The sequence below is a fragment of the Nocardioides mesophilus genome, from assembly GCF_014395785.1.
GTDB classification, from domain to species: Bacteria; Actinomycetota; Actinomycetes; order Propionibacteriales; family Nocardioidaceae; genus Nocardioides_B; species Nocardioides_B mesophilus.
Window position 1 is genome coordinate 4277111 of record NZ_CP060713.1, and the last position, 18856, is coordinate 4295966.

At 70.5% G+C, this 18856-nt stretch carries 18 protein-coding genes and 1 tRNA gene; 4 read left to right on the plus strand and 15 right to left on the minus strand.

From position 1 onward, the window contains the following. Positions 1-37: 37 nt before the first annotated feature. Entirely contained in the window at positions 38-985 is a 948-nt protein-coding gene (locus H9L09_RS20435; protein WP_187578612.1) for an aldo/keto reductase, read from the plus strand. A 61-nt stretch (positions 986-1046) separates the two neighbouring features. After that, complete coding sequence (locus tag H9L09_RS20440; RefSeq protein ID WP_187578613.1) at positions 1047-1289, plus strand: DUF5703 family protein; 243 nt, start codon at positions 1047-1049, stop codon at positions 1287-1289. Between the two features lie 10 nt (positions 1290-1299). On the opposite strand, the gene H9L09_RS20445 is transcribed toward H9L09_RS20440, so the two are convergent. Next, positions 1300-2628, minus strand: coding sequence for a M20/M25/M40 family metallo-hydrolase (locus H9L09_RS20445; protein ID WP_187578614.1), 1329 nt, complete (start codon positions 2626-2628; stop codon positions 1300-1302). 123 nt (positions 2629-2751) lie between these two features. Here H9L09_RS20445 and H9L09_RS20450 point away from each other — a divergent pair. Next, positions 2752-2838: transfer RNA gene (locus H9L09_RS20450), tRNA-Leu, on the plus strand. A gap of 140 nt (positions 2839-2978) precedes the next feature. Here the strand turns inward: H9L09_RS20450 and H9L09_RS20455 are convergent. The 4 genes from H9L09_RS20455 to H9L09_RS20470 form a co-directional block, all read right to left on the minus strand. After that, positions 2979-3626, minus strand: a complete 648-nt coding sequence (locus tag H9L09_RS20455; protein WP_187578615.1) for a hypothetical protein — start codon at positions 3624-3626, stop codon at positions 2979-2981. Positions 3627-3634: 8 nt separating this feature from the next. Continuing rightward, entirely contained in the window at positions 3635-4168 is a 534-nt protein-coding gene (locus tag H9L09_RS20460) for a CsbD family protein (RefSeq protein ID WP_187578616.1), read from the minus strand. Positions 4169-4275: 107 nt separating this feature from the next. Then, the gene (locus H9L09_RS20465; protein ID WP_187578617.1) at positions 4276-4800 is read right to left on the minus strand and encodes a GNAT family N-acetyltransferase; all 525 of its coding nucleotides are present in this window, start codon (positions 4798-4800) and stop codon (positions 4276-4278) included. A gap of 71 nt (positions 4801-4871) precedes the next feature. Then, positions 4872-5669 carry an aldo/keto reductase gene (locus H9L09_RS20470; RefSeq protein ID WP_187578618.1) on the minus strand — a complete coding sequence of 266 codons (798 nt, stop codon included), beginning with the start codon at positions 5667-5669 and terminating at the stop codon, positions 4872-4874. 102 nt (positions 5670-5771) lie between these two features. Between H9L09_RS20470 and H9L09_RS20475 the strand changes: the two genes are divergently transcribed. Further along, positions 5772-6485 (plus strand): DUF72 domain-containing protein, encoded by a 714-nt coding sequence (locus H9L09_RS20475; RefSeq protein ID WP_223164142.1) that lies wholly within the window; start codon positions 5772-5774, stop codon positions 6483-6485. A gap of 46 nt (positions 6486-6531) precedes the next feature. On the opposite strand, the gene H9L09_RS20480 is transcribed toward H9L09_RS20475, so the two are convergent. The 10 genes from H9L09_RS20480 to H9L09_RS20525 form a co-directional block, all read right to left on the minus strand. Further along, positions 6532-7527: an AI-2E family transporter gene (locus tag H9L09_RS20480; RefSeq protein ID WP_246456137.1), complete on the minus strand. Its 996-nt coding sequence runs from the start codon at positions 7525-7527 to the stop codon at positions 6532-6534. Positions 7528-7784: 257 nt separating this feature from the next. Then, positions 7785-9317, minus strand: a complete 1533-nt coding sequence (locus tag H9L09_RS20485) for an aldehyde dehydrogenase family protein (protein WP_187578620.1) — start codon at positions 9315-9317, stop codon at positions 7785-7787. Beyond that, positions 9314-10891, minus strand: coding sequence for a GMC family oxidoreductase (locus H9L09_RS20490; RefSeq protein ID WP_246456138.1), 1578 nt, complete (start codon positions 10889-10891; stop codon positions 9314-9316). The genes H9L09_RS20485 and H9L09_RS20490 overlap by 4 nt, the downstream gene beginning before the upstream one ends. A gap of 85 nt (positions 10892-10976) precedes the next feature. Beyond that, positions 10977-12158 (minus strand): acyl-CoA dehydrogenase family protein, encoded by a 1182-nt coding sequence (locus H9L09_RS20495; RefSeq protein WP_187578622.1) that lies wholly within the window; start codon positions 12156-12158, stop codon positions 10977-10979. Positions 12159-12162: 4 nt separating this feature from the next. Next, entirely contained in the window at positions 12163-13704 is a 1542-nt protein-coding gene (locus H9L09_RS20500) for a long-chain-fatty-acid--CoA ligase (protein WP_187578623.1), read from the minus strand. A 92-nt stretch (positions 13705-13796) separates the two neighbouring features. Further along, complete coding sequence (locus H9L09_RS20505) at positions 13797-15137, minus strand: ABC transporter substrate-binding protein (protein WP_187578624.1); 1341 nt, start codon at positions 15135-15137, stop codon at positions 13797-13799. Between the two features lie 70 nt (positions 15138-15207). Continuing rightward, positions 15208-16260 (minus strand): branched-chain amino acid ABC transporter permease, encoded by a 1053-nt coding sequence (locus tag H9L09_RS20510; protein ID WP_187578625.1) that lies wholly within the window; start codon positions 16258-16260, stop codon positions 15208-15210. A 1-nt stretch (position 16261) separates the two neighbouring features. Further along, complete coding sequence (locus tag H9L09_RS20515) at positions 16262-17140, minus strand: branched-chain amino acid ABC transporter permease (RefSeq protein WP_187578626.1); 879 nt, start codon at positions 17138-17140, stop codon at positions 16262-16264. A 27-nt stretch (positions 17141-17167) separates the two neighbouring features. Then, on the minus strand, positions 17168-17899 hold the full coding sequence (locus tag H9L09_RS20520) for an ABC transporter ATP-binding protein (RefSeq protein ID WP_246456139.1): 732 nt from the start codon (positions 17897-17899) through the stop codon (positions 17168-17170). A gap of 11 nt (positions 17900-17910) precedes the next feature. Then, positions 17911-18744: an ABC transporter ATP-binding protein gene (locus H9L09_RS20525; RefSeq protein ID WP_246456141.1), complete on the minus strand. Its 834-nt coding sequence runs from the start codon at positions 18742-18744 to the stop codon at positions 17911-17913. Positions 18745-18856 lie beyond the last annotated feature (112 nt).

Consider the following 18856-nt stretch of genomic DNA (forward strand, 5'->3'; position numbering starts at 1 on the left):
CACCCTACGCGCACGACCGGGCGGCTAGGTTGACGCCATGCAGCAGCGCTACCTGGGTCGCACCGGGCTCAAGGTGTCCCGGCTGGGTCTGGGCACCCTGACCTGGGGGCGGGACACCGACGAGCACGAGGCCCGCGACCAGCTCCTGGGGTTCGTGGACGCGGGCGGCACCCTCGTCGACACCGCTGCCGGCTACGGCGACGGTGCCTCCGAGGAGCTGCTGGGCAGCCTGCTCGGAGAGGTGGTCGACCGTGACGAGCTGGTGATCGCCACCAAGGCCGGCGTCAGCAGGGTCCGCGGCGAGCGCGAGTCCAACGCCTCCCGCGGCGCGCTGATCCGCTCCCTGGACACCTCGCTGCGGCGGCTGGGCGTCGACCACGTCGACCTGTGGCAGGTGCACACCTGGGTCGACGACACCCCGCTGGAGGAGACGCTGGGCGCGCTGGACTACGCGGTCAGCACCGGCCGGGCGGCGTACGTCGGGGTGTCGAACTACACCGGCTGGCAGAGCGCGCAGGCGGCCACGTGGCAGCGGGCGCTGCCGGGACGGGCCGTGCTGGCCTCGACCCAGGTGGAGTACTCCCTGCTCAACCGGCGGCCCGAGGCCGAGGTCCTGCCGGCGGCCGCCGCCCTCGGGCTCGGCGTGCTGCCGTGGTCACCGCTGGGCCGCGGGGTGCTGACCGGGAAGTACCGCACCGGCACGCCGGCCGACTCCCGCGCCGCCTCGTCACACTTCGCCAGCTTCGTCGGCAGCTACCTCGACGACCGCGCCGGGCGGATCGTCGAGGCTGTCGTGCGCGCCGCGGAGGGGCTGGACTGGAGCCCCATCGAGGTGGCGCTCGCCTGGGTCCGGGACCGGCCGGGGGTGACCGCGCCGATCGTGGGTGCCCGCACCGCCGCGCAGCTCAAGGGCTCGCTCGGGGTCGAGGAGCTGACCCTCCCGCCGGAGCTCGTCGCCGCCCTGGACGACGTCTCCGCGCCGTGACCCCGACGGCAGCTGCCGCCCTTGCCGGACATCCGTGGACCGGCATGTCACCATGAGGAGCATGTCCTCCGCCTCGGTCCACACCACCGGCGCCAGCCGGGCGCTGCGCAGCGGCCCCGAGTTCGAGTTCGAGCGGCTCACCATCTCGCGAGAGTTCTCCCGCAACTTCGTCACCCGGATGCTGGTGGAGCGGGCCGAACGAGGCGGCTGGGAGCTCGACCGGCTCAGGCTGTTCCCCGACGGCACCCGCAAGGTGGTGCTGCGCCGCAAGATCATCCGGCAACGGCCCACCCTCTACGTCTGAGCTGCCCGGTCTACGCCCGGTCCAGGAACCGGTCGAACACCCGGGCACCGAACTCGAGCGCGTCGGTGGGCACCCGCTCGTCCACGCCGTGGAACAGCGCGGTGAAGTCGAGGTCCGCCGGCAGCCGCAGCGGCGCGAAGCCGAAGCAGCGGATCCCCAGCTTGGCCCAGTGCTTGGCGTCGGTGCCGCCGGACATGAGGTACGGCGCCACGCGGGCGCCCGGGTCCTCGGCCAGCAGCGAGCCCGTGATCGCGTCGACCAGGTCGCCGTCGAAGGTGGTCTCCAGGCCCGCCTGCTTGCTCACGAAGTCGATCCGCACGTCGTCACCGGTCAGCTCGGCCAGCGTGGCGAGGAACTCGTCCTCGTAGCCGGGCAGGAACCGCCCGTCGACGTGGGCCGTGGCCTCACCGGGGACGACGTTCACCTTGTAGCCGGCGCCGAGCATCGTCGGGTTGGTGGTGTTCTTGATGACCGCGCCGAGCATCCGGGCGGCCGAGCCGAACTCCTCCACCAGCGCCTCGGCGTTCTCCGGCGTGGCCTCGGTCCCGGCGACCTCGCCGACCGCGGAGAGCAGCACCTGCATCGACGGTGTCAGCCGCACCGGCCACTCGTGCCGGCCGATCCTGGCCACCGCCTCCGCCAGCCGGGTGACCGCGTTGTCCGGGTGGCGCATCGATCCGTGGCCGGCGTTGCCGGTGGCGGTCAGCCGCATCCACGCCATGCCCTTCTCGGCCGCCTCGATCAGGTAGAACCGCTGGCCGCGCACGGTGGCGCTGAAGCCGCCCACCTCGCCGATGGCCTCGCGACAGCCCTCGAGCAGGTCGGGCCGCTTCAGGACGATCTGCTCGGCGCCCTGGTGGCCACCGGCCTCCTCGTCGGCGGTGAAGCAGAGCACCGTCGGCCGCTCGGGGAGCGCCCCGGCCCGGGTCCGGGCCCGCACGACCGAGAGCAGCATCGCGTCGAAGTCCTTCATGTCGACGGCGCCGCGGCCCCAGACGTAGCCGTTCGCGATGTCGCCGGAGAACGGGTGCACCCGCCAGTCGTCGGCGTCCGCGGGCACCACGTCGAGGTGCCCGTGCAGCAGCAGCGGGTCCCGTTGGTCGTTGCCGGTGCCGCCCCAGCGGGCGACGACGTTCGTGCGTCCGGCGGTGCCCTCGAACAGCTCGGACTCGATGCCGACCTCGTCGAGGAGGGCGGCCACGTGCTCGGCGGCCTTCCGCTCCCCCGGTCCGGAGCCGTCGCCGTAGTTGGTCGTGTCGATCCGGATCAGGTCCCGGCAGATCTCCACGACCTCGGCGGCAGGGTCATAGGTCCTGGCGGCGTCGCTGTGGGTGCTCATCCGCCCATCCTGACACCGTTGTGGTGGCTGTGCCCGATGCGAAGTTCGGCGGCGACCTTTGCTACAGTTACGGCCGCACTCACGGCTGCATCTCGGTCGTGCAGTCGCGGAGACACATACCCGGTCCGGGTGGCGGAATAGGCAGACGCGCTAGCTTGAGGTGCTAGTCCTCGTATAGAGGGTGGGGGTTCAAGTCCCCCTCGGACACCATCGTGAGGTCCCATCACCAGTCGCCTGGTGGTGGGACCTTCGTGCGTCCGCGGCAGGAGCGTCCTTGACGCGAGTCGCGCCCATCAGAACCGCCCCCTCTCATGGCGGGGGCGGTTCTCACGATGCGGTGCGGCGCGTGGTCAGTCCTGCTTGCGCTGCTGCTGCTTGGCCTCGACGAGCCCGCTGAGGCGCTGGGCGTCGGCGCGGGCCTCATCGGCAGCCTGCTTGGTCTTGCGCGCGTCGTCGAGCTCGACCTTCGCCTTGTTCCGGGCGGCCTTCTGCTTCACCGCGGCGGCGGACTCGACGCGTTGCTTGCCCTTCTCGGCGGTGGCGGTGCGGCTGGCAGCCCGGGTGTTGGCGGCCGCCTTCTTCTTCGCTGCCGACTCCGCAGCCCGGGCCTTGGCGTCCTGCTTGCCGCGCGTCTCGGCGACGTCGGCCTCCACGAGACCGGAGGCGGCCCGCTGCTGGGCCGCCTTGCGCTTCCGCGCGGCTGCCTGACGGCCGGCGGTGGCCGTCGCGCGCGCCTGCTCACGCCGCGTGGAGGCGTCCTCCTCCAGGCGGGCAGCGGTGGCGAGCATGTCGGAGCGGGTGATGCGCTCGGTCCCGCGCTGGGCGAGGTCGCGGTTGCGAAGCACCGCGCCGGCGACCTTGTCGGCCGAGCCGATGGCCCGGTCCAGGACCACCGCCGGGCCGGAACCATCTTGGAGCCTGGTGCTCAGGCTCTTGTCCACGAGGACGAGCGGGAGGCGGGCCAGCTCGTAGGGAAGGGCGATGAGGTGCTTGATCATGGTGGTCCTCAGTTCTGGGTCTGGGCGCGCAGCTGCGCGGCCTGCTGGTCGGCTGCGGTGGCCTCGCGCTCGAGGCGGAGCTTCTCGGCGGCGGCCTGCTGCTCGGTGGTGGTCGCGTCCTCGGCGATGGCTTCGGCCTCCTGGATCCGGGACTCGGCGAGCTCGTCGGCGCGCTGCTCGGCAGCGCGCTCGCCGACGGCCCCCTGCAGCTCGGCCTCACGGTCGGCGACGGCGTGCTCGTTGTCGCGCTGCGCCGCGACCGCGGATTCCTCGCGCTCCGCCTGGGCGCGCGCCGCGGCCTTCTGCTGGGCCGCCTCGCGGTTGGTCGCGTTGATCGCCTGGGCCGCCTCTGCCCACTTGGTGTCGGCGAGGGCCTCGTCGGCGACGGCTTCCTTGCGGTTGCGCGCCTCTGCCTGCTGGAGCTGGCCCTCCTCGACCAGGCCGTCCTTGCCGGTCACGGCGCCGGCCACCTCTTTGGCCTTGCCCGCGACGCTGTCCAACAGTCCCTCGCGGGCCTCTGATGCTGCCTTGTCGTTGCTCATGACCCCCCGGTGCCCCAGAATGGTCCCTGACACCCGAGGACGCCTGTGAGTTGGCACTCAAGTGAGCACGTCGACTGACAGCGGCCGCCGCGACGAGGCGTGCCCGGCTACCGCAAGTCGAGCGCCAGTTGGACCTCGACGAGGGCTGGGTTGCTCGGGAGGGGCTTGCGGGCGCCGGTCTCGGAGAATCCAGCTCGCCGGTAGAGCCTCGTGGCCGCATGGTTGCCCCGTGTCACCCACAGCATCAACGTGGTGGCGCCGTCGCGCAGAGCCCAGTCCTGCACCGCAGCGAGGAGCGCCGTCGAAGCACCGGCTCCCCGGTGCCTGGGGTGGAGCCACATCGCGATGAGCTTGCGTTCGTCGCGACTCGTCCCGTTCACCCCGGCCGCGATTCCGATCGGATCCCCGTCCTGGAAGGCGAGAAACGTAGCCGTGTCTCGGCACCAATCGCGCCAGTCCGCCTCGTCGTACTCGCCCTCTTCCTCAAGAGTCGACCCGAAGGCACTGGGTGACTCCGCCAGCGCAGCGAGCCGAACCGTCTTGACGTGCTCCCAGTCGGCTTCATCGGCGCACCCGACCACGAGTCCGGCGTGCGTGGCCAGGTCGCTGGTGGGTTGCTCCTCGACGTCCATGCACAGCATCGTGCCCGAAGAGGCCACACTCGCCACCGACCCAGCGGCGGAAGTGGACCTGGAAACGACGATCAGCGGCCGCCGAGGGCGTCCAGCGTCGCCATGTCCTGGTCGGTGAGGGTGAACCCGGCGACGTCGGCATTGGATCGGATCCGGTCGGGTTGGACCGACTTGGGGATGACGATCACTTCATGCTGCAGGTGCCAGCGAATGATCACCTGCGCCGCCGTACGCCCGGTCCGCTCCGCGATCTCCAGAACTGCCGGGTGCTCGAGGGTGCCACCCCGCAGGGCGCTGTAGCCCTCGAGCGCGATGTCGCGGGCACGGTGCTCGGCCAGCGTCTCGGCGTCGAAGAGCAGCGGGCTCCACTCGATCTGGTTGACGGCCGGCGCCGCGCCGGTCGCCTTCGTGACGTCGTCGATGAGCGACACGTCGAAGTTGCTGACGCCGATCTCGCGGGCGAGACCCGCGTCGCGGGCCTCGACGAACGCGCGCCACATGTCGACGTTGACCGTCGCCTCCCCCGGCCAGTGGATCAGCCAGAGGTCGACATGGTCGGTCTGCAGCAGCTCGAGACTCTCGCGGAGGGTCTCGAGCTCCCGGCCCGCCCGGTCGGGCGGGCACTTGGTGGTGATGAAGACGTCGTCGCGCGGCACCCCGCTGTCGGCCAGCGCGCGGCCGACCTCGCCCTCGTTGCCGTAGACCGTCGCCGTGTCCAGGTGACGGTAGCCGCTCTCGAGTGCGGCCGAGGTCGCACGCACCGCATCCTGGCCCTTGATCTGCCACGTGCCGAAGCCCAGGAGTGGAATCCGGGCGCCCTCGGTGAGCGTCATGGTGAGGTCGGGAAGCTTGGGAGCGTTGTCGGTCATGTCGCGATGCTAGTCACAGCCTGCCAGGCGCCTCTTCGCCGCGGCCCTCGGCGCCGGGAACCCGAGGAGGCCCGTTCGGTTCGCGAGGAGGAAAATGTGCCGGTGGACGTTCACGTGGGGCTGTGTGGTTGGACGATCTCGCAGGCGTCGTATGTGCGTCGCTTCCCGCTGCTCGAGGTGCAGCACACGTTCTACGAACCGCCGAAGGACGCCGTGCTGGCGCGGTGGCGGGCACAGGTGCCCGCCGGCTTCGAGTTCACGATCAAGGCGTGGCAGCTGGTCACGCACGAGTCCACCAGCCCCACCTACCGCCGTCTGAAGCAGCCCCTGCCGGACAGCGCCCGGGGACAGGTCGGCGCCTTCCGGACGACGCCTCCGGTCCTTGCGGCCTGGCAGCGGACCCTCGAGTGCGCCCGCGCTCTGCGGGCCACCGCCGTGCTGCTGCAGTGCCCGAAGAGCTTCCGCCCCACGACCGACAACGTCCGCCGGCTGCGCACCTTCGTGTCGCAGGTCGAGCGGCCGGCCGGGCGGCTGCTGTGGGAGCCTCGCGGGGAATGGCCCACCGGGCTGCTCGTGGAGCTCTGCGCCGAGCTGGACCTGGTTCACGTCGTCGACCCGATGCAGAACGAGACGGTGACGCCGGAGCAGACCTACTACCGGCTGCACGGCACGACCGGTGCCCGGCATGTCCACAGCGACGACGAGCTGCGCCGGTTGCGCGACCTGGTCGACGGCCGGCCGTCGCCGTACGTCCTCTTCAACAACCTCCCCCGCACCAGCGACGCAGAGCGGTTCCGCGCACTGCTCCGGAACTAGGCCCTGGTCGACCACCACGTGACGACCCTCGGGGCGCCTCAGACAGTCAAGCGGGAGAGGGGCCGTTGGTGGTGAGTCGGGTCCCGGTCCCTGCACCAGGGTCAGGCTCGAGCTCGATCGCCACCGTCGTCTCGAACAGGGGCGTGACCCACGCCGTCCGTTCGTCGGAGTCGATGAACAGGGCTCGGACGAGCAGCGTCATCGGCACTGCGAGCAATGCCCCGAGCGGACCGAGGAGGAAGGTCCAGACGACCAGGGACATGAAGGTCATCTCCGCGCTGAGGCCCACAGTGGCACCGACGTAACGGGGTTGGATGAAGGTCTGGATGGTGACGTTCAGGACGCTGTAGATGACGATCACGAGCAGCATTCGCTCCCATCCCCCCTCCAGCAACCCCAGGAGCGCGGGCGGGACGACACCGATGACGAAGCCGATGTTGGGAACGAAGTTCGTGATGAACGAGAAGAACCCCCACACCAGCGGAAGCGGGATGCCGAGCATCCAGAGGGCGCCGGTGTCCAGCACGGCGACGATGGCCCCGAACAGGGCCGTCACCACGAGGTAGCGCTGGGTGCCGGTGACGAACCGGCCGAGCGAGTGGGCGAGCTCGGGCTTCGACCGGCTCAGCGCCGCCATCCGCGGTCCGAAGCCCGGCACAGCGGTCACGAAGAAGAACATGACCGTCACCAGGAAGAAGAGGCTGCCCGCAGCACCGGTGATCGCCCCGAGCACATCGGTGAGCGCACTGACGAGCGTGGACGGCTCGATCTTCTTCAGAGCATCGGCGGTCGTCCCACCGCTGAGGTCGAGAGACGACATCCACCCGTTCAACTCGGCGGTGAGTTCCTTGCTCCGCCCGGCATATTGCGGCAGCAGGTTGACGAACCGGACCAGGCAGACGACGGTGCCGGCGAGGAGCGAGAGCAAGATGGCATACGCGGCGACCAGGGCAGTCGTGGTGGCCAACCACCCCGGCCAACCGTGACGACGCGCCCAAGTGCCGATCGGCAGCACGGCGATGGTCAGGGCGAGCGCGAGCATGGCGGGTGCGATGATCCCGGCCGCTCCCTTGATGCCGGCACCGACGGCAACGGCACCGGCGGCCCCGAGCAGCACGATCAGGGAGCGTGGCAGCGCGGAGCGGGGGGTGGTGGACCCTGCCTCCGGTGCTGCCCGGGCCGGGGGCTGCTGCGACGACATGAACCCACCGTACGGAAGTTCTCACTTGCGCGACATGAGGTGTTCTCGTCAGATCACATGGCCTCCCGGCTCGAACCGCGAGAGCGCTGGACCGCGTGTCAGCTCCGGTCGCGGCCGCGCTTGGGAAGCTTCGGCAAGGTCGAGGCACCGCCGTGCAGCATCGTGACCAGCTGCGCGACCCGGCTGTCGGTCTTGGCGTCACGGCTGAACGAGGTGAGCAGCATCGGCGGCTTGAACCGCTGCCGGGCGATCGCCTTGGCGTAGGTGAACTCCCGCAGGCCGTCGGCGCCGTGGATCCGGCCGAAGCCGGAGTCGCCGACCCCGCCGAACGGCAGGGACGGGATCGCGGCGAACGAGATCACGGAGTTGACCGAGGTCATGCCCGAGCGGATCCGCCGGGCGAGCTCCATGCCGCGCTTCTCCGAGAAGACGGTCGCCCCGAGGCCGTAGCGGGTGGCGTTGGTCAGCTCCACCGCCTCGTCCATCGACCGCACCTTCTTGACCGTCAGCGTCGGCCCGAAGGTCTCCTCGGTCACCGCCGTGGACTCCTCCGGTACGTCGACCAGCACGGTCGGCTGCACGAACCGCTCGCCTACAGCGTCCGCACCGCCGACCACCGCCCGACCGCCGCGGGCCAGAGCGTCGTCGATGTGCGCCCGGATGATCCCGATCTGCGAGGGCATCGTGATCGGCCCGAGCTTCGCCTCCAGGTCGGTGTCGGCGCGAAGGTCGCGGGTCTTGTCGACGACGGAGGAGAGGAACCGGTCGTACACCTTCTCGTGCACGTAGACCCGCTCCACGCCGATGCAGGTCTGCCCGGCGTTGGACATCCCGCCCCACACCGCCGCGTCCGCCGCGGCCTCGACGTCGGCGTCCTCGTCGACGAGCAGCGCATCCTTGCCGCCGGCCTCGATGACCACCGGGGTCAGCGTCTCCGCGCAGGTGGCCATCACCTTCTTGCCGGTGCCGGTCGAGCCGGTGAACGCGACCTTGTCCACGCCGGAGCGGCACAGCGCCGAGCCGGTGTCACCGAACCCGGTGACCACCTGCAGCACCGGATGCGCCGGGCACACCTCGGCGAAGGAGTCGGCCAGCCAGGTACCGACGCCGGGGGCGAACTCGCTCGGCTTGAACACCACCGCGTTTCCGGCCGCCAGCGCATAGATCACCGATCCCATCGGCGTGAACACCGGGTAGTTCCAGGGACCGATCACGCCGACCACCCCGAGCGGGTGGTACTCCAGCGTGGCGGACTGGTTGGCCATCAGCATCCCGGGGCTGACCCGGTGCGGGCCGAGCACCTTGCGCGCATGCTTCGTCGCCCACGCCAGGTGGTCGATGGCCAGCACGATCTCCAGCATGGCGTCGGAGTGCGGCTTGCCCATCTCCCGGTGCACGACGTCGGCGAGCTGGGCCATCCGCCGGGTCAGCACCGCGCGCCACTGCGTGAGGCGCTCGGAACGCTCGGCGTGCGGCAGGGCCGACCACCACGCTGCGGCTCCTCGCGCGCGGGCCACGGCGGCGTGCACGTCGGCCTCGGAGTGCACGGCGTACACCCCGACGACGTCCCCGTTGGCGGGGTTGCGGACCTCGAAAGTCTGCTGCTGGACGTGTTCGTCGGTGAGGGTCATCGGGAGCTCCTGATCAGGTCGGCCGCCTTCTCGGCGACCATGATGGTCGGTGCGTTGGTGTTGCCGCGGGGCACCACCGGCATGACGGAGGCATCCACCACGCGGAGGGCCTCCACCCCGCGGACCTTCAGCTCGGGGTCCACGACCGCCTGCTCCCCCGAGCCCATCGCGCAGGTGCCGACCGGGTGGTACAGCGTCTGGGTGTTGCGGCGCAGGTGCTCGGTCAGGTCCTCGTCGGTCGGCGACGGCCCGGGCATCCACGCCGACTTGATGTACGCCGCCAGCGGCCCCTGCGCCACGACGTCGAGGATCCGCTTGCAGCCCTCGCGCATCGCGTCCAGGTCGGCGGGGTCGTCGTAGTAGCCCGCGTCGATCTCCGGGTGCCAGGTCGGGTCCGCCGAGCGCAGCCGCAGGCTGCCGCGGCTCTGCACGGACACCAGCGTGGGGCCGGCGGTGAAGCAGCGCGCCACCGGCTCGTGCAGCCCGTTGTCGTAGAACGCGCCCGGCGCCGCATGCACCTGCAGGTCAGGAGCCGGCAGGTCGTCACGGGTGGCGAAGAACGCCCCGCCCTCACCGATGTTGGAGGCCAGCGGACCGGTGCCGCGCAGCTTCCACCGCAGCAGGTTGGGCAGGGACGGGGCGTCCGCGATGTCCGTCGTGCCCTGGGTGTGCCACAGCATCGGCGCGGCCGGGTGGTCGTGCAGGTTCTGGCCCACGCCGGCGAGGTCCGCGACGACGTCGATGCCGTGCTCGCGCAGGTGCGTGGCCGGGCCGATGCCGGAGAGCATCAGCAGCTGCGGGCTGTTCACCGCTCCCCCGCAGACCAGCACCTCGGCCTCGGCCCGGACGTGCTCGGTGCGGCCCGCGCGCCGGTAGGTGACGCCGACGGCACGGCCGTTCTCGACGTCGATGCGGCTGGTGAGCGCCTGGGTGCGGACGGTGAGGTTCGACCGGTCCAGCGCCGGCCGGAGGTAGGCGTCGGCCACCGACCAGCGACGCCCGCGCTTGCAGGTGACCTGGTACAGCCCCGCGCCCTCCTGCTCCGCGCCGTTGAAGTCGTCGTTGCGCTTGTGACCCGCGACGACCGCCGACTCGACCCACGCCTCGGTGAGCTCGTGGGTGAACGTCCGGTCCTCGACGTGCAGCGGTCCGCCCTGGCCGTGGTAGGGCGCCCCGAGCCGCTGGTTGTCCTCGGCCTTGATGAAGTACGGCAGCACGTCGTCGTAGCCCCAGCCGACCGCGCCGTGGCCGTCACGCCAGCCGTCGTAGTCGACGCGGTTGCCACGGATGTAGATCATCGCGTTCATCGACGAGCAGCCGCCCAGCGCCTTCATCCGCGGCCAGTAGGCGCGCCGGTTGTGCAGCTGCTTCTGCTCGCTGGTGGTGTAGTTCCAGTCCCAGCGCGTCTTGAACAGCGACGAGAACGCCGCCGGGATGCGGATCTCGTCGGCGTCGTCCTCACCTCCGGCCTCCAGGAGCAGAACCCGGGTGCCGGGGTCCTCGCTCAGCCGCGCCGCCAGCACCGCTCCCGCGCTGCCCGCCCCCACCACGATGTAGTCGAACGACTCCGTCACAGCTGCCTCCTCAGGCTCTTCCTCGCAACGTAGCGCGGCGCGCCCCATGGGCGGGCAAGGATACGTCCAGCAGCGGCGGCCGCCCCTAGCCGAGATGTCCGCGCACCGAGGCGTGTCCCTTGAGCAGGTTGCGGGCAATGGTCCGGCGCTGGATCTCGTCGGTGCCCTCGTAGATCCGCAGCAGCCGCAGCTCGCGGTACCACCGCTCCACCGGCAGCTCCCGGGTGTAGCCCATGCCGCCGTGCATCTGCAGGACCCGGTCGACGACCTCGTTGGCCTTCTGACCGCCGTAGAGCTTCGCCATGGACTGTGACTGACGTGAGTCGAGGCCGGCATCGACCTGCCACGCTGCGCAGAGCACCAACCAGCGCAGCGCCTCGATCTCTACAGCGGAGTCCGCGACCATCCACTGGATAGCCTGTCGGTCCGCGATCGGCTCGCCGAACGTGACCCGGGTGCGCGCGTGCTCCATGCCCATCTCGACGAGCCGCTCACAGGCACCGAGCGCACGCGCCGGCAGCATGTAGCGGCCCTTCCCGATCCAGCGCATCGCCAGCTGGAAGCCCCGGCCCTCCTCGCCCAGGATCGCGGTGTGTGGCACGCGCACGTCCTCGAAGACGAGCGCGGCCGGTCCCCACTCCCCCATCGTCTCGATGTGCTCCGACCTCCAGCCGCTGTCCCGGTCGACGAGGAAGCACGTCACGGACTCGTCAGTGCGTCCCTGGCGATGCTTCTGGGCGTCCGTGACCGCGAAGACCATGCAGAAGTCGGCCTCCTGGCCGCCGGTGATGAACGTCTTCTCGCCATTGATCACCCACTCGTCGCCGTCGCGCTCGGCGCGGGCGCTGATGGCGCGGGCGTCCGAGCCGGCACCGGGCTCGGTGATCGCGAAGCAGCTCCGGCGCTCCCCGGCGATGGTGGGCAGCAGGTGGCGCTGCTTCTGCTCGTCGTTGCCGAGGTAAAGGATGTTGTCCGCGTCGCCACCGAACTTGAACGGCACGAACGACCGACCGAGCTCGGTCTCGACGAGGGCGTTCATCACGGCGCCGAGCCCCATCCCGCCGTACTCCTCCGGCGTGTGCACACCGAAGAAGCCCGACTGTTGCGCCTTGGCCTGCAGCCCCCGGAGCTCTTCCCTGCTCAGGCCCGGCTCGTGCCGGCGCTCCCGGGCCAGCACGTCCGGCTCGAGCGGCATCACCTCCTTGCGCACGAAGGTGCGCACCCAGTCCCGGATCTCCCGCTCCTCCTCGCTCAGGCTCAGGTCCATCGGCTCACACCTCCTCGGGCGTGGGCCCGGAGGGGGCCGCGGACGCTGGTACGGCGGTGCCGAACTGCGCCCGCAGCTCGCGCTTGAGGACCTTGTGGCTCGGGCCCATCGGCAGCGCGTCCACGATCTCGAGGTGCCGGGGGTACTTGTGCCGGCCGAGCTGCTCGCGCGACCATGCGACGAGCTCGTCGCTGTCGAGCGATGCGCCGTCGTGGACGATGACCACGGCACAGACCTCCTCGCCCTTCTCGTCGTCGGGGATGCCGATCACCGCCACCTGGGCGACGGCGGGATGGCGCATGAGCACCTCCTCGACCTCGCGCGGGTAGACGTTGAAGCCACCGCGGATGATCAGGTCCTTCTTCCGGTCCACGATGGTGATGAAGCCCTCGGAGTCCTTGGTGCCGATGTCACCGGTCCGGAACCAGCCGTCCACGATCGCCTGGTCGGTCGCTTCGGGGTTGTCGAGATAGCCGGCGAAGACGTTGTGCCCGCGGATCACGATCTCGCCGAGCTCACCGGTGCCGAGCAGCACGATCCGGTCGTCGAGCGTCTCGTCGGCGATCTCCACCTCGACGCCCCAGATCGGATGTCCGACCGTGCCGGCACGGGTCCCGAACCAGGGCTGGTTCACGGTGGCGGTCGGCGAGGTCTCGGAGAGCCCGTAGCCCTCGTACACCGTGGTGTCGAATGCCTTTTCGAACTGCTCCAGCACGGCGACCGGCAGCGACGCCCCGCCGGAGACACAGTCCCGCAGGCGCGGCAGCACGTCGGCGGACCGGGCGGCCTCCAGCAGCTGGACGTACATGGTCGGAACGCCGAAGAACAACGTCGCCTGCTCCCGGTACATCACCTCGATCGCGGCAGCGGCGTCGAAGCGCGGCTGCAGCAGCAGGGTGGCTCCCACCCGGAAGGTCGAGTTCATCGACACGGTCTGGCCGAAGGTGTGGAACAACGGCAGGCAGCCCATGACGACGTCCTCACGACGGATGGGGTTCGCGTCGAAGGCGTTGACCGTCGAGTTCATGACCAGGTTGAGGTGGGTGAGCACCGCGCCCTTGGGGCGGCCCGTGGTGCCGCTGGTGTAGAAGATGACCGCCGGGTCCTCCGCCTCCCTGGTCGCGTAGGTGGGCACCGGCTCGCCGTGACCGAAACCCTCCACCGGCCAGGCCTCGATCCCGGCCGAGGCTGCGGCCTGGACCGCCACCGCGGCGTAGCTCTCCTCGTAGAGCAGCGCCTGCGCCCCGGAGTGGCCCAGGATGTAAGCCGCCTCGTCCCCGTTGAGCAGGGTCGGCACCGGCACCACCGTTCCCCCGGCCGCCAGGATGCCGTAGTAGCCGCGGATGAAGTCGACCACGTTCGGCGCGAGCAGCCCTACCCGGGTGCCGGGGGCGATGCCGCGGGCGAGGAGCGCGGCGGCGTAGCGGCGGGCGTCACGCCACAGGTCCGCATACGTCACCCGCAGGTCACCCTCGACGACGGCGACCTTCTCAGGGGTACGGCGGGCGGGCTCGGCCAGCACGGCGGCCAGCGACAGCGAGGTCATGGGATCCTCCAGGAAGGGTGTGGTGTCGCGGACGAGCCGTCCGACGCGGAAGCGACCGGACGGCCCGTCAGCCTGTCAGCAGGATCGACCGGTCAGCCGACCGGCTCGATCTCGGGGAGTCCGCTCTCCGCCGGGGCGTCATCACTCTGCCCGGAGGTGTCCTCCTCGATGGGGGCATCCCCGATGTCGGTGACGAGGACCGGGGTCAGCTCCTTGCCGACCCCGCCCTTCAGCTCGACGATCCGCATGCCGGAGATCCCCAGGTGGCTGTCCTCGCTGAACCGGAACGGAGCCAGCTCGGGGCCGGGCCAGCTGGTGTCCCACTGCTCGACCGCATCGACGATGCCCTCCCGGGTCGGGTCCGGTCCGGCCGCCATCAGCGCCTGCACGAAGGCGTAGGCCTTCGACATGCCGTAGACCCGGTAGTTCGTGAGGTCGCCCTGGTCGCCGTACTCGTCCCAGACCTTCTGCCACAGCTGGATCCACGGGTCGTCCTCGGAGTCCACGCCCGGGATGTACTCGGTGGTGAGCACGCCGTCGAGCGGGGCGGCTCCGTCGACCGCGCCCTCGGAGAACTTCGAGAGCAGCGAGCCGACCAGGTTCGGGTCGGAGCCGATGTTGGCGTAGAACCACTTCGGCTTGTAGTTGAGCTTCATCGCCACCAGCTGGCTGAGCGCGGTGTACGACGGGGTGTTGAAGCTGAGCACGAGGTCGGCGCCCTTGGCCTGCAGGCCGGCGATCTGCGGCGCCACGTCGGTGTTGCCCGAGGTGTAGCGCTCCACCCCGACGATCTGCTTGTCGAGGAACCGGCGCACCCCCTTCTCGCTGTCCCGGCCGAGGTCGTCGTCCTGCAGGAACAGACCCACCTTCGCGTCGGGCATGTTCTCGGCGACGTACTGGCCGATGATCTTGCCCTCGCTCTCGTAGTCGGGCTGCCAGCCGAACGTGAACGGCTTCTCCTCCGGCTGGTCACCCCACTGGATCGAGCCCGACGAGACGAACAGGTCCGGGACCTGCTCGGAGTTCAGGAAGTCCACGACCGCCGCGTGGGTCGGCGTGCCGAGACCACCGACCATCGCGAAGATCTCGTCCTTGAGCACGAGCTCGTTGGTGACCTGGCTGGTGTTCGTCGGGTTGTAGCCGTCGTCGCGGACCAGGAACTCGATCTTGCGACCGTCCACGCCGCCTTGCGCGTTGACGTAGTCGAAGTAGGCCTTCATGCCCGTGGGAATCTCGCTGTAACCCGGGGCGGCCACACCGGTGAGCGGGAAGTGCGCTCCGATCGTCACCGTGTCCTCGGTGATGCCGACGTCGGAGGAGCCGGCCTCCCCCTTGCTCTGCTCACGCGTCTCACCCGCGCCGCAGGCGGCGACCAGCGCTCCCGCCGTGATGACGCTGGTGGCCAGCGTCATGGTCCTGGTCCATCTCCTCATGTGTCCTGCCTCCTGTTGGTTCCACACCTGATCCCGGACCGTCCTGGACGGTCTCGGACTTCCCGAGCTGTCACGTGGTCTCTCGGCGGCTCCTACGCCAGCCCCGCAGGCTGCCGACGATCCCCGCCGGGGCGAGCAGGATCACCAGCACCATCACCAGGCCGTAGACGAGTGGAGCCAGCTCGGCCGACTGGACGTCGCTGAGCCCCAGGTCGTGGCCGACGCCGGTGACGACCTGCGGGAGGAAGGTCAGCAGGGCCGCGCCGATCAACGCGCCGAGCAGGCTGCCCAGACCACCGAGCACCACCGCGGTCAGCAGGGTCAGCGACAGCGTCAGCGTGAAGCCGCTCGGCGCCGTGATCCGCACCGCCATCGCCATCACAGCCCCGGCCAGACCGGCACAACCGGCACTGACCAGGAAGGCGAGCACCCGGGCTCGGCCCAGGTTGATGCCCGCGAGCTCGGCCGCGACCTCGTCGTCGCGGACCGCCCGCCAGACCCGTCCGACCCGGCTGCGTGACAGGTTGGCCAGCAGCACGAAGGTGACGATCAGTGCGAGCCAGCCGATGTAGGCGACGTACTTGCTGGCGGTGACGTCGTGGGCGGTCAGGAAGAAGACGGCGTCGGCGAACCAGCCCGGGACGTCGGGCACCCGCACGTTGAGGCCCTGCTCGCCGCCCAGCGAGTCGCCGAAGAAGATCGCCATCCCAGGGACGGCGACCGCCAGCGCCAGGGTCGCGCCCGCGAGATAGGGGCCGTGCAACCGGGCGGCGGCGACCCCGACGAGAGCCCCGACGAGCAGCGCCACGACCGTGGCGACCAGCAGCACCCCCACGACGGGCAGTACCGGCTCGGCCTCCCGGTAGAGCAGCGCGGTCGAGTAGGCCCCGAACGCCATGAACGCGCCATGACCGAGCGAGATCTGGCCGTTGAGACCGGTCAGCACGGTCAGTCCGCCGGCGGCGATGCCGAGATAGGCCATCGCCGCGAACTGGGCGTTGCGGAAGGTGCTGGTGCTCTCCAGCACCAGGATCACCACCACGAGGCCGATCAGGGCGACCGCCAGGTGCCGCAGGAGCGTGGACCGGGAGACCCTGTGCAGGGGGGCGGCGAGCATCGACATGTCAGACCCTCCGCGCAGCGGCGTGGGAGAACAGGCCGCCCGGTTTGAGCAGCAGCACCAGCATCAGGATCACCAACGCTGCCAGGGCCACCACCTCGGATCCGACATAGCCGCTGACGAAGCTCAGCGAGACCCCCAGCAGCAACCCCCCGACCACGGCTCCGAGCGGGCTGTCCAGGCCGCCCAGCACCGCCGCCACGAACCCGTAGACGACCACCGAGTCCATGTAGGACGGGTGCACCAGGCTGCCTCCCGCGATGAGCAGCCCCGACAGCGATCCGACGAGCGCCGCCAGGGCCCAGCCCAGCGTGAGCATCCGGCCGACGCGGACGCCGAGCAGCCGGGCGACCTCGGCGTTGTAGGCCGAGGCCCGCATTCGCAGCCCGAGGTCGGTGAACCGGAACAGCGCGACCAGCAGCCCCATCACGACGAGCACTGCCACGATCGTGAACATCCCGAATCCGGTCAGCGCGACGTTCAGCTCACCGACCTCGAAGCCCCGCAGACCGAAGGGCGCCGGGAAGGAGCGGTAACGGGAACCGAAGAGCACCGCCGCCAGCGCATGGATGACGATGAACAGCCCCAGGGTGAGGATCACCGCGTTGATCTCGGACTTGCCCTCGACCGGGCGCACGAAGACCCGCTCGACGAGCGCGCCGAGCACCAGACCGGAGACCAGCGCGACCACGAAGGCGAGCCAGTAGGAGAGGCCCGCGTCGATGAGCAGCAGCGCGACGTAGGTGGTGATCATCGCCATGGGTGCCTGCGCGAAGTTGACGATCCGCGTCGAACGCCAGATGAGCACGAGCGCGAGGGCGAACGCGGCGTAGACGAAGCCGAGGGTCAGCCCGGTCAACGCGGTGGTGAGCAACTGCTGCACGAGATCTCCCGAGATCGCGGGTGGAGGTCAGAAACCGAGGTAGGCGTGGCGGAGCTTCTCGTCCGCTGCGAGGACGGCCGCCTCGTCGTGGACCACGAGCCGGCCGAGGTTCAGCACGACGCCGAAGTCGGCGATGGACAGGGCGCTGCGCGCGTTCTGCTCGACCAGCAGCACGGTGAGTCCGTCGGACTCCACCAACGACCTGAGCAGGTCGAAGATCTGTCCCACCACCCGCGGTGCGAGGCCCAGCGACGGCTCGTCGAGAAGCAGGATCTTGGGCGTGGCCATCAGTGCCCGGCCGATCACCAGCATCTGCCGTTCCCCGCCCGACAGCACGTGCGCGATCGCGTTGCGTCGGTCGCTGAGCACCGGGAACAGCGTGAACACCCGGTCCAGCGGCGCGGCCTGCGACCGGGCGGAGCGACCCAGCCCGCCGAGACGGAGGTTCTCCTCGACGGTGAGCTCCGTGATCACGCCGCGGCCCTCGGGCACGTGGGCCAGCCCGAGACCGGACATGGCCTCGGTCGGGGTGCGCACCAGGTCGGCGCCCTCCAGCTCGGCGCTCCCGTGCGTGGGCCGGACCAGGCCGGAGAGGGTGCGCAGCAGCGTGGTCTTCCCCGCCCCGTTGGCACCGAGCACCGCGGTGATCTTGCCTCTCGGGGCCGAGAACGTCAGCCGGTCGAGGGCCGTGACAGCTCCGTAGCTGGTGGTGAGCTCGCGTACGTCGAGCATGGTCGGCAGGGTCGGCATGGGCGGCATGGGCGGCATGGTCAGCGCTCCTCTCCGATGGCGACGTCCTGGTGCGTGTGCGGGACCTCGTCGCCGAGGTAGGCCGCCAGCACCGCCGGGTCGTCCCGGATCTCTTCGGGCCGACCGCGCGCGATCACCTTGCCGAAGTCGAGCACGACGATCCGGTCGCAGACGCTCATCACCAGATCCATGTGGTGCTCGACGAGCATCACCGACATCCGGTCGGTGAGCCCGCGGATCAGCTCGCCCAGCTCGGCCATCTCGTCGTTGGAGAGCCCGGACGCCGGCTCGTCGAGAAGCAGGAGCTCGGGCTCGCTGACCCTCGCGCGGGCCAGGGCGACCCGCTTGCGGACCGGGTACGGCAGGCTGGACGGCAGGTGCCCGGCGTACGCCTCGATGCCGAGCTCGGAGAGGACCGTCCGGGCCCGATCCTCCAGAGCCGCCTCGTCCTTGGCGCTGCGCGGCAGCGCGAGCAGGCTCGAGAGGAAGCTCGCGCGGGCGTGCCGGTCCGCACCGACCATGACGTTGTCGAGGACGCTCATCTGGTCGAAGAGGCCGAGGCCCTGCAGCGTCCTGCCGATGCCCAGGCCGGCGAGCTGGTGCGGCCGCAGCCGGTCGAGCTCGCGGCCCTGCCACGTCAGGGTGCCGGTGTCCGGCTGCACGAATCCGCAGGCCACGTTGAACAAGGTGGTCTTGCCGGCGCCGTTGGGCCCGATCACCCCGAGAACCTGGTGCCGGGCCACCTCCAGACCCACGCCGTCGAGCGCGACGATGCCCCCGAAGCCGACCCCGATCCCGGACATCGTGAACACCGGCGCGGCGCTCGCCGGGTCCTCGGCAGGGGAAGTGCTCACGCGGTCGCTCCCTGGGTGCTGTGGCTGGTGTGACGGGCCCCACTTTGGTCGCTGCGCACAGAAAGGGATATGGGCGCTGCGCCCAAGACAAGTCGTGCGAAACGCCCCAACA

Bases quoted from the DNA above. Each gene is read 5' to 3' on its own strand.
- H9L09_RS20435 (WP_187578612.1), top strand. From the start codon at position 38: ATGCAGCAGCGCTACCTGGGTCGCACCGGGCTCAAGGTGTCCCGGCTG.
- H9L09_RS20440 (WP_187578613.1), top strand. From the start codon at position 1,047: ATGTCCTCCGCCTCGGTCCACACCACCGGCGCCAGCCGGGCGCTGCGC.
- H9L09_RS20445 (WP_187578614.1), bottom strand. From the start codon at position 2,628: ATGAGCACCCACAGCGACGCCGCCAGGACCTATGACCCTGCCGCCGAG.
- H9L09_RS20455 (WP_187578615.1), bottom strand. From the start codon at position 3,626: ATGATCAAGCACCTCATCGCCCTTCCCTACGAGCTGGCCCGCCTCCCG.
- H9L09_RS20460 (WP_187578616.1), bottom strand. From the start codon at position 4,168: ATGAGCAACGACAAGGCAGCATCAGAGGCCCGCGAGGGACTGTTGGAC.
- H9L09_RS20465 (WP_187578617.1), bottom strand. From the start codon at position 4,800: ATGGACGTCGAGGAGCAACCCACCAGCGACCTGGCCACGCACGCCGGA.
- H9L09_RS20470 (WP_187578618.1), bottom strand. From the start codon at position 5,669: ATGACCGACAACGCTCCCAAGCTTCCCGACCTCACCATGACGCTCACC.
- H9L09_RS20480 (WP_246456137.1), bottom strand. From the start codon at position 7,527: ATGCTCGCGCTCGCCCTGACCATCGCCGTGCTGCCGATCGGCACTTGG.
- H9L09_RS20485 (WP_187578620.1), bottom strand. From the start codon at position 9,317: ATGACCCTCACCGACGAACACGTCCAGCAGCAGACTTTCGAGGTCCGC.
- H9L09_RS20495 (WP_187578622.1), bottom strand. From the start codon at position 12,158: ATGGACCTGAGCCTGAGCGAGGAGGAGCGGGAGATCCGGGACTGGGTG.
- H9L09_RS20500 (WP_187578623.1), bottom strand. From the start codon at position 13,704: ATGACCTCGCTGTCGCTGGCCGCCGTGCTGGCCGAGCCCGCCCGCCGT.
- H9L09_RS20505 (WP_187578624.1), bottom strand. From the start codon at position 15,137: ATGAGGAGATGGACCAGGACCATGACGCTGGCCACCAGCGTCATCACG.
- H9L09_RS20510 (WP_187578625.1), bottom strand. From the start codon at position 16,260: ATGTCGATGCTCGCCGCCCCCCTGCACAGGGTCTCCCGGTCCACGCTC.
- H9L09_RS20520 (WP_246456139.1), bottom strand. From the start codon at position 17,899: ATGCCGCCCATGCCGACCCTGCCGACCATGCTCGACGTACGCGAGCTC.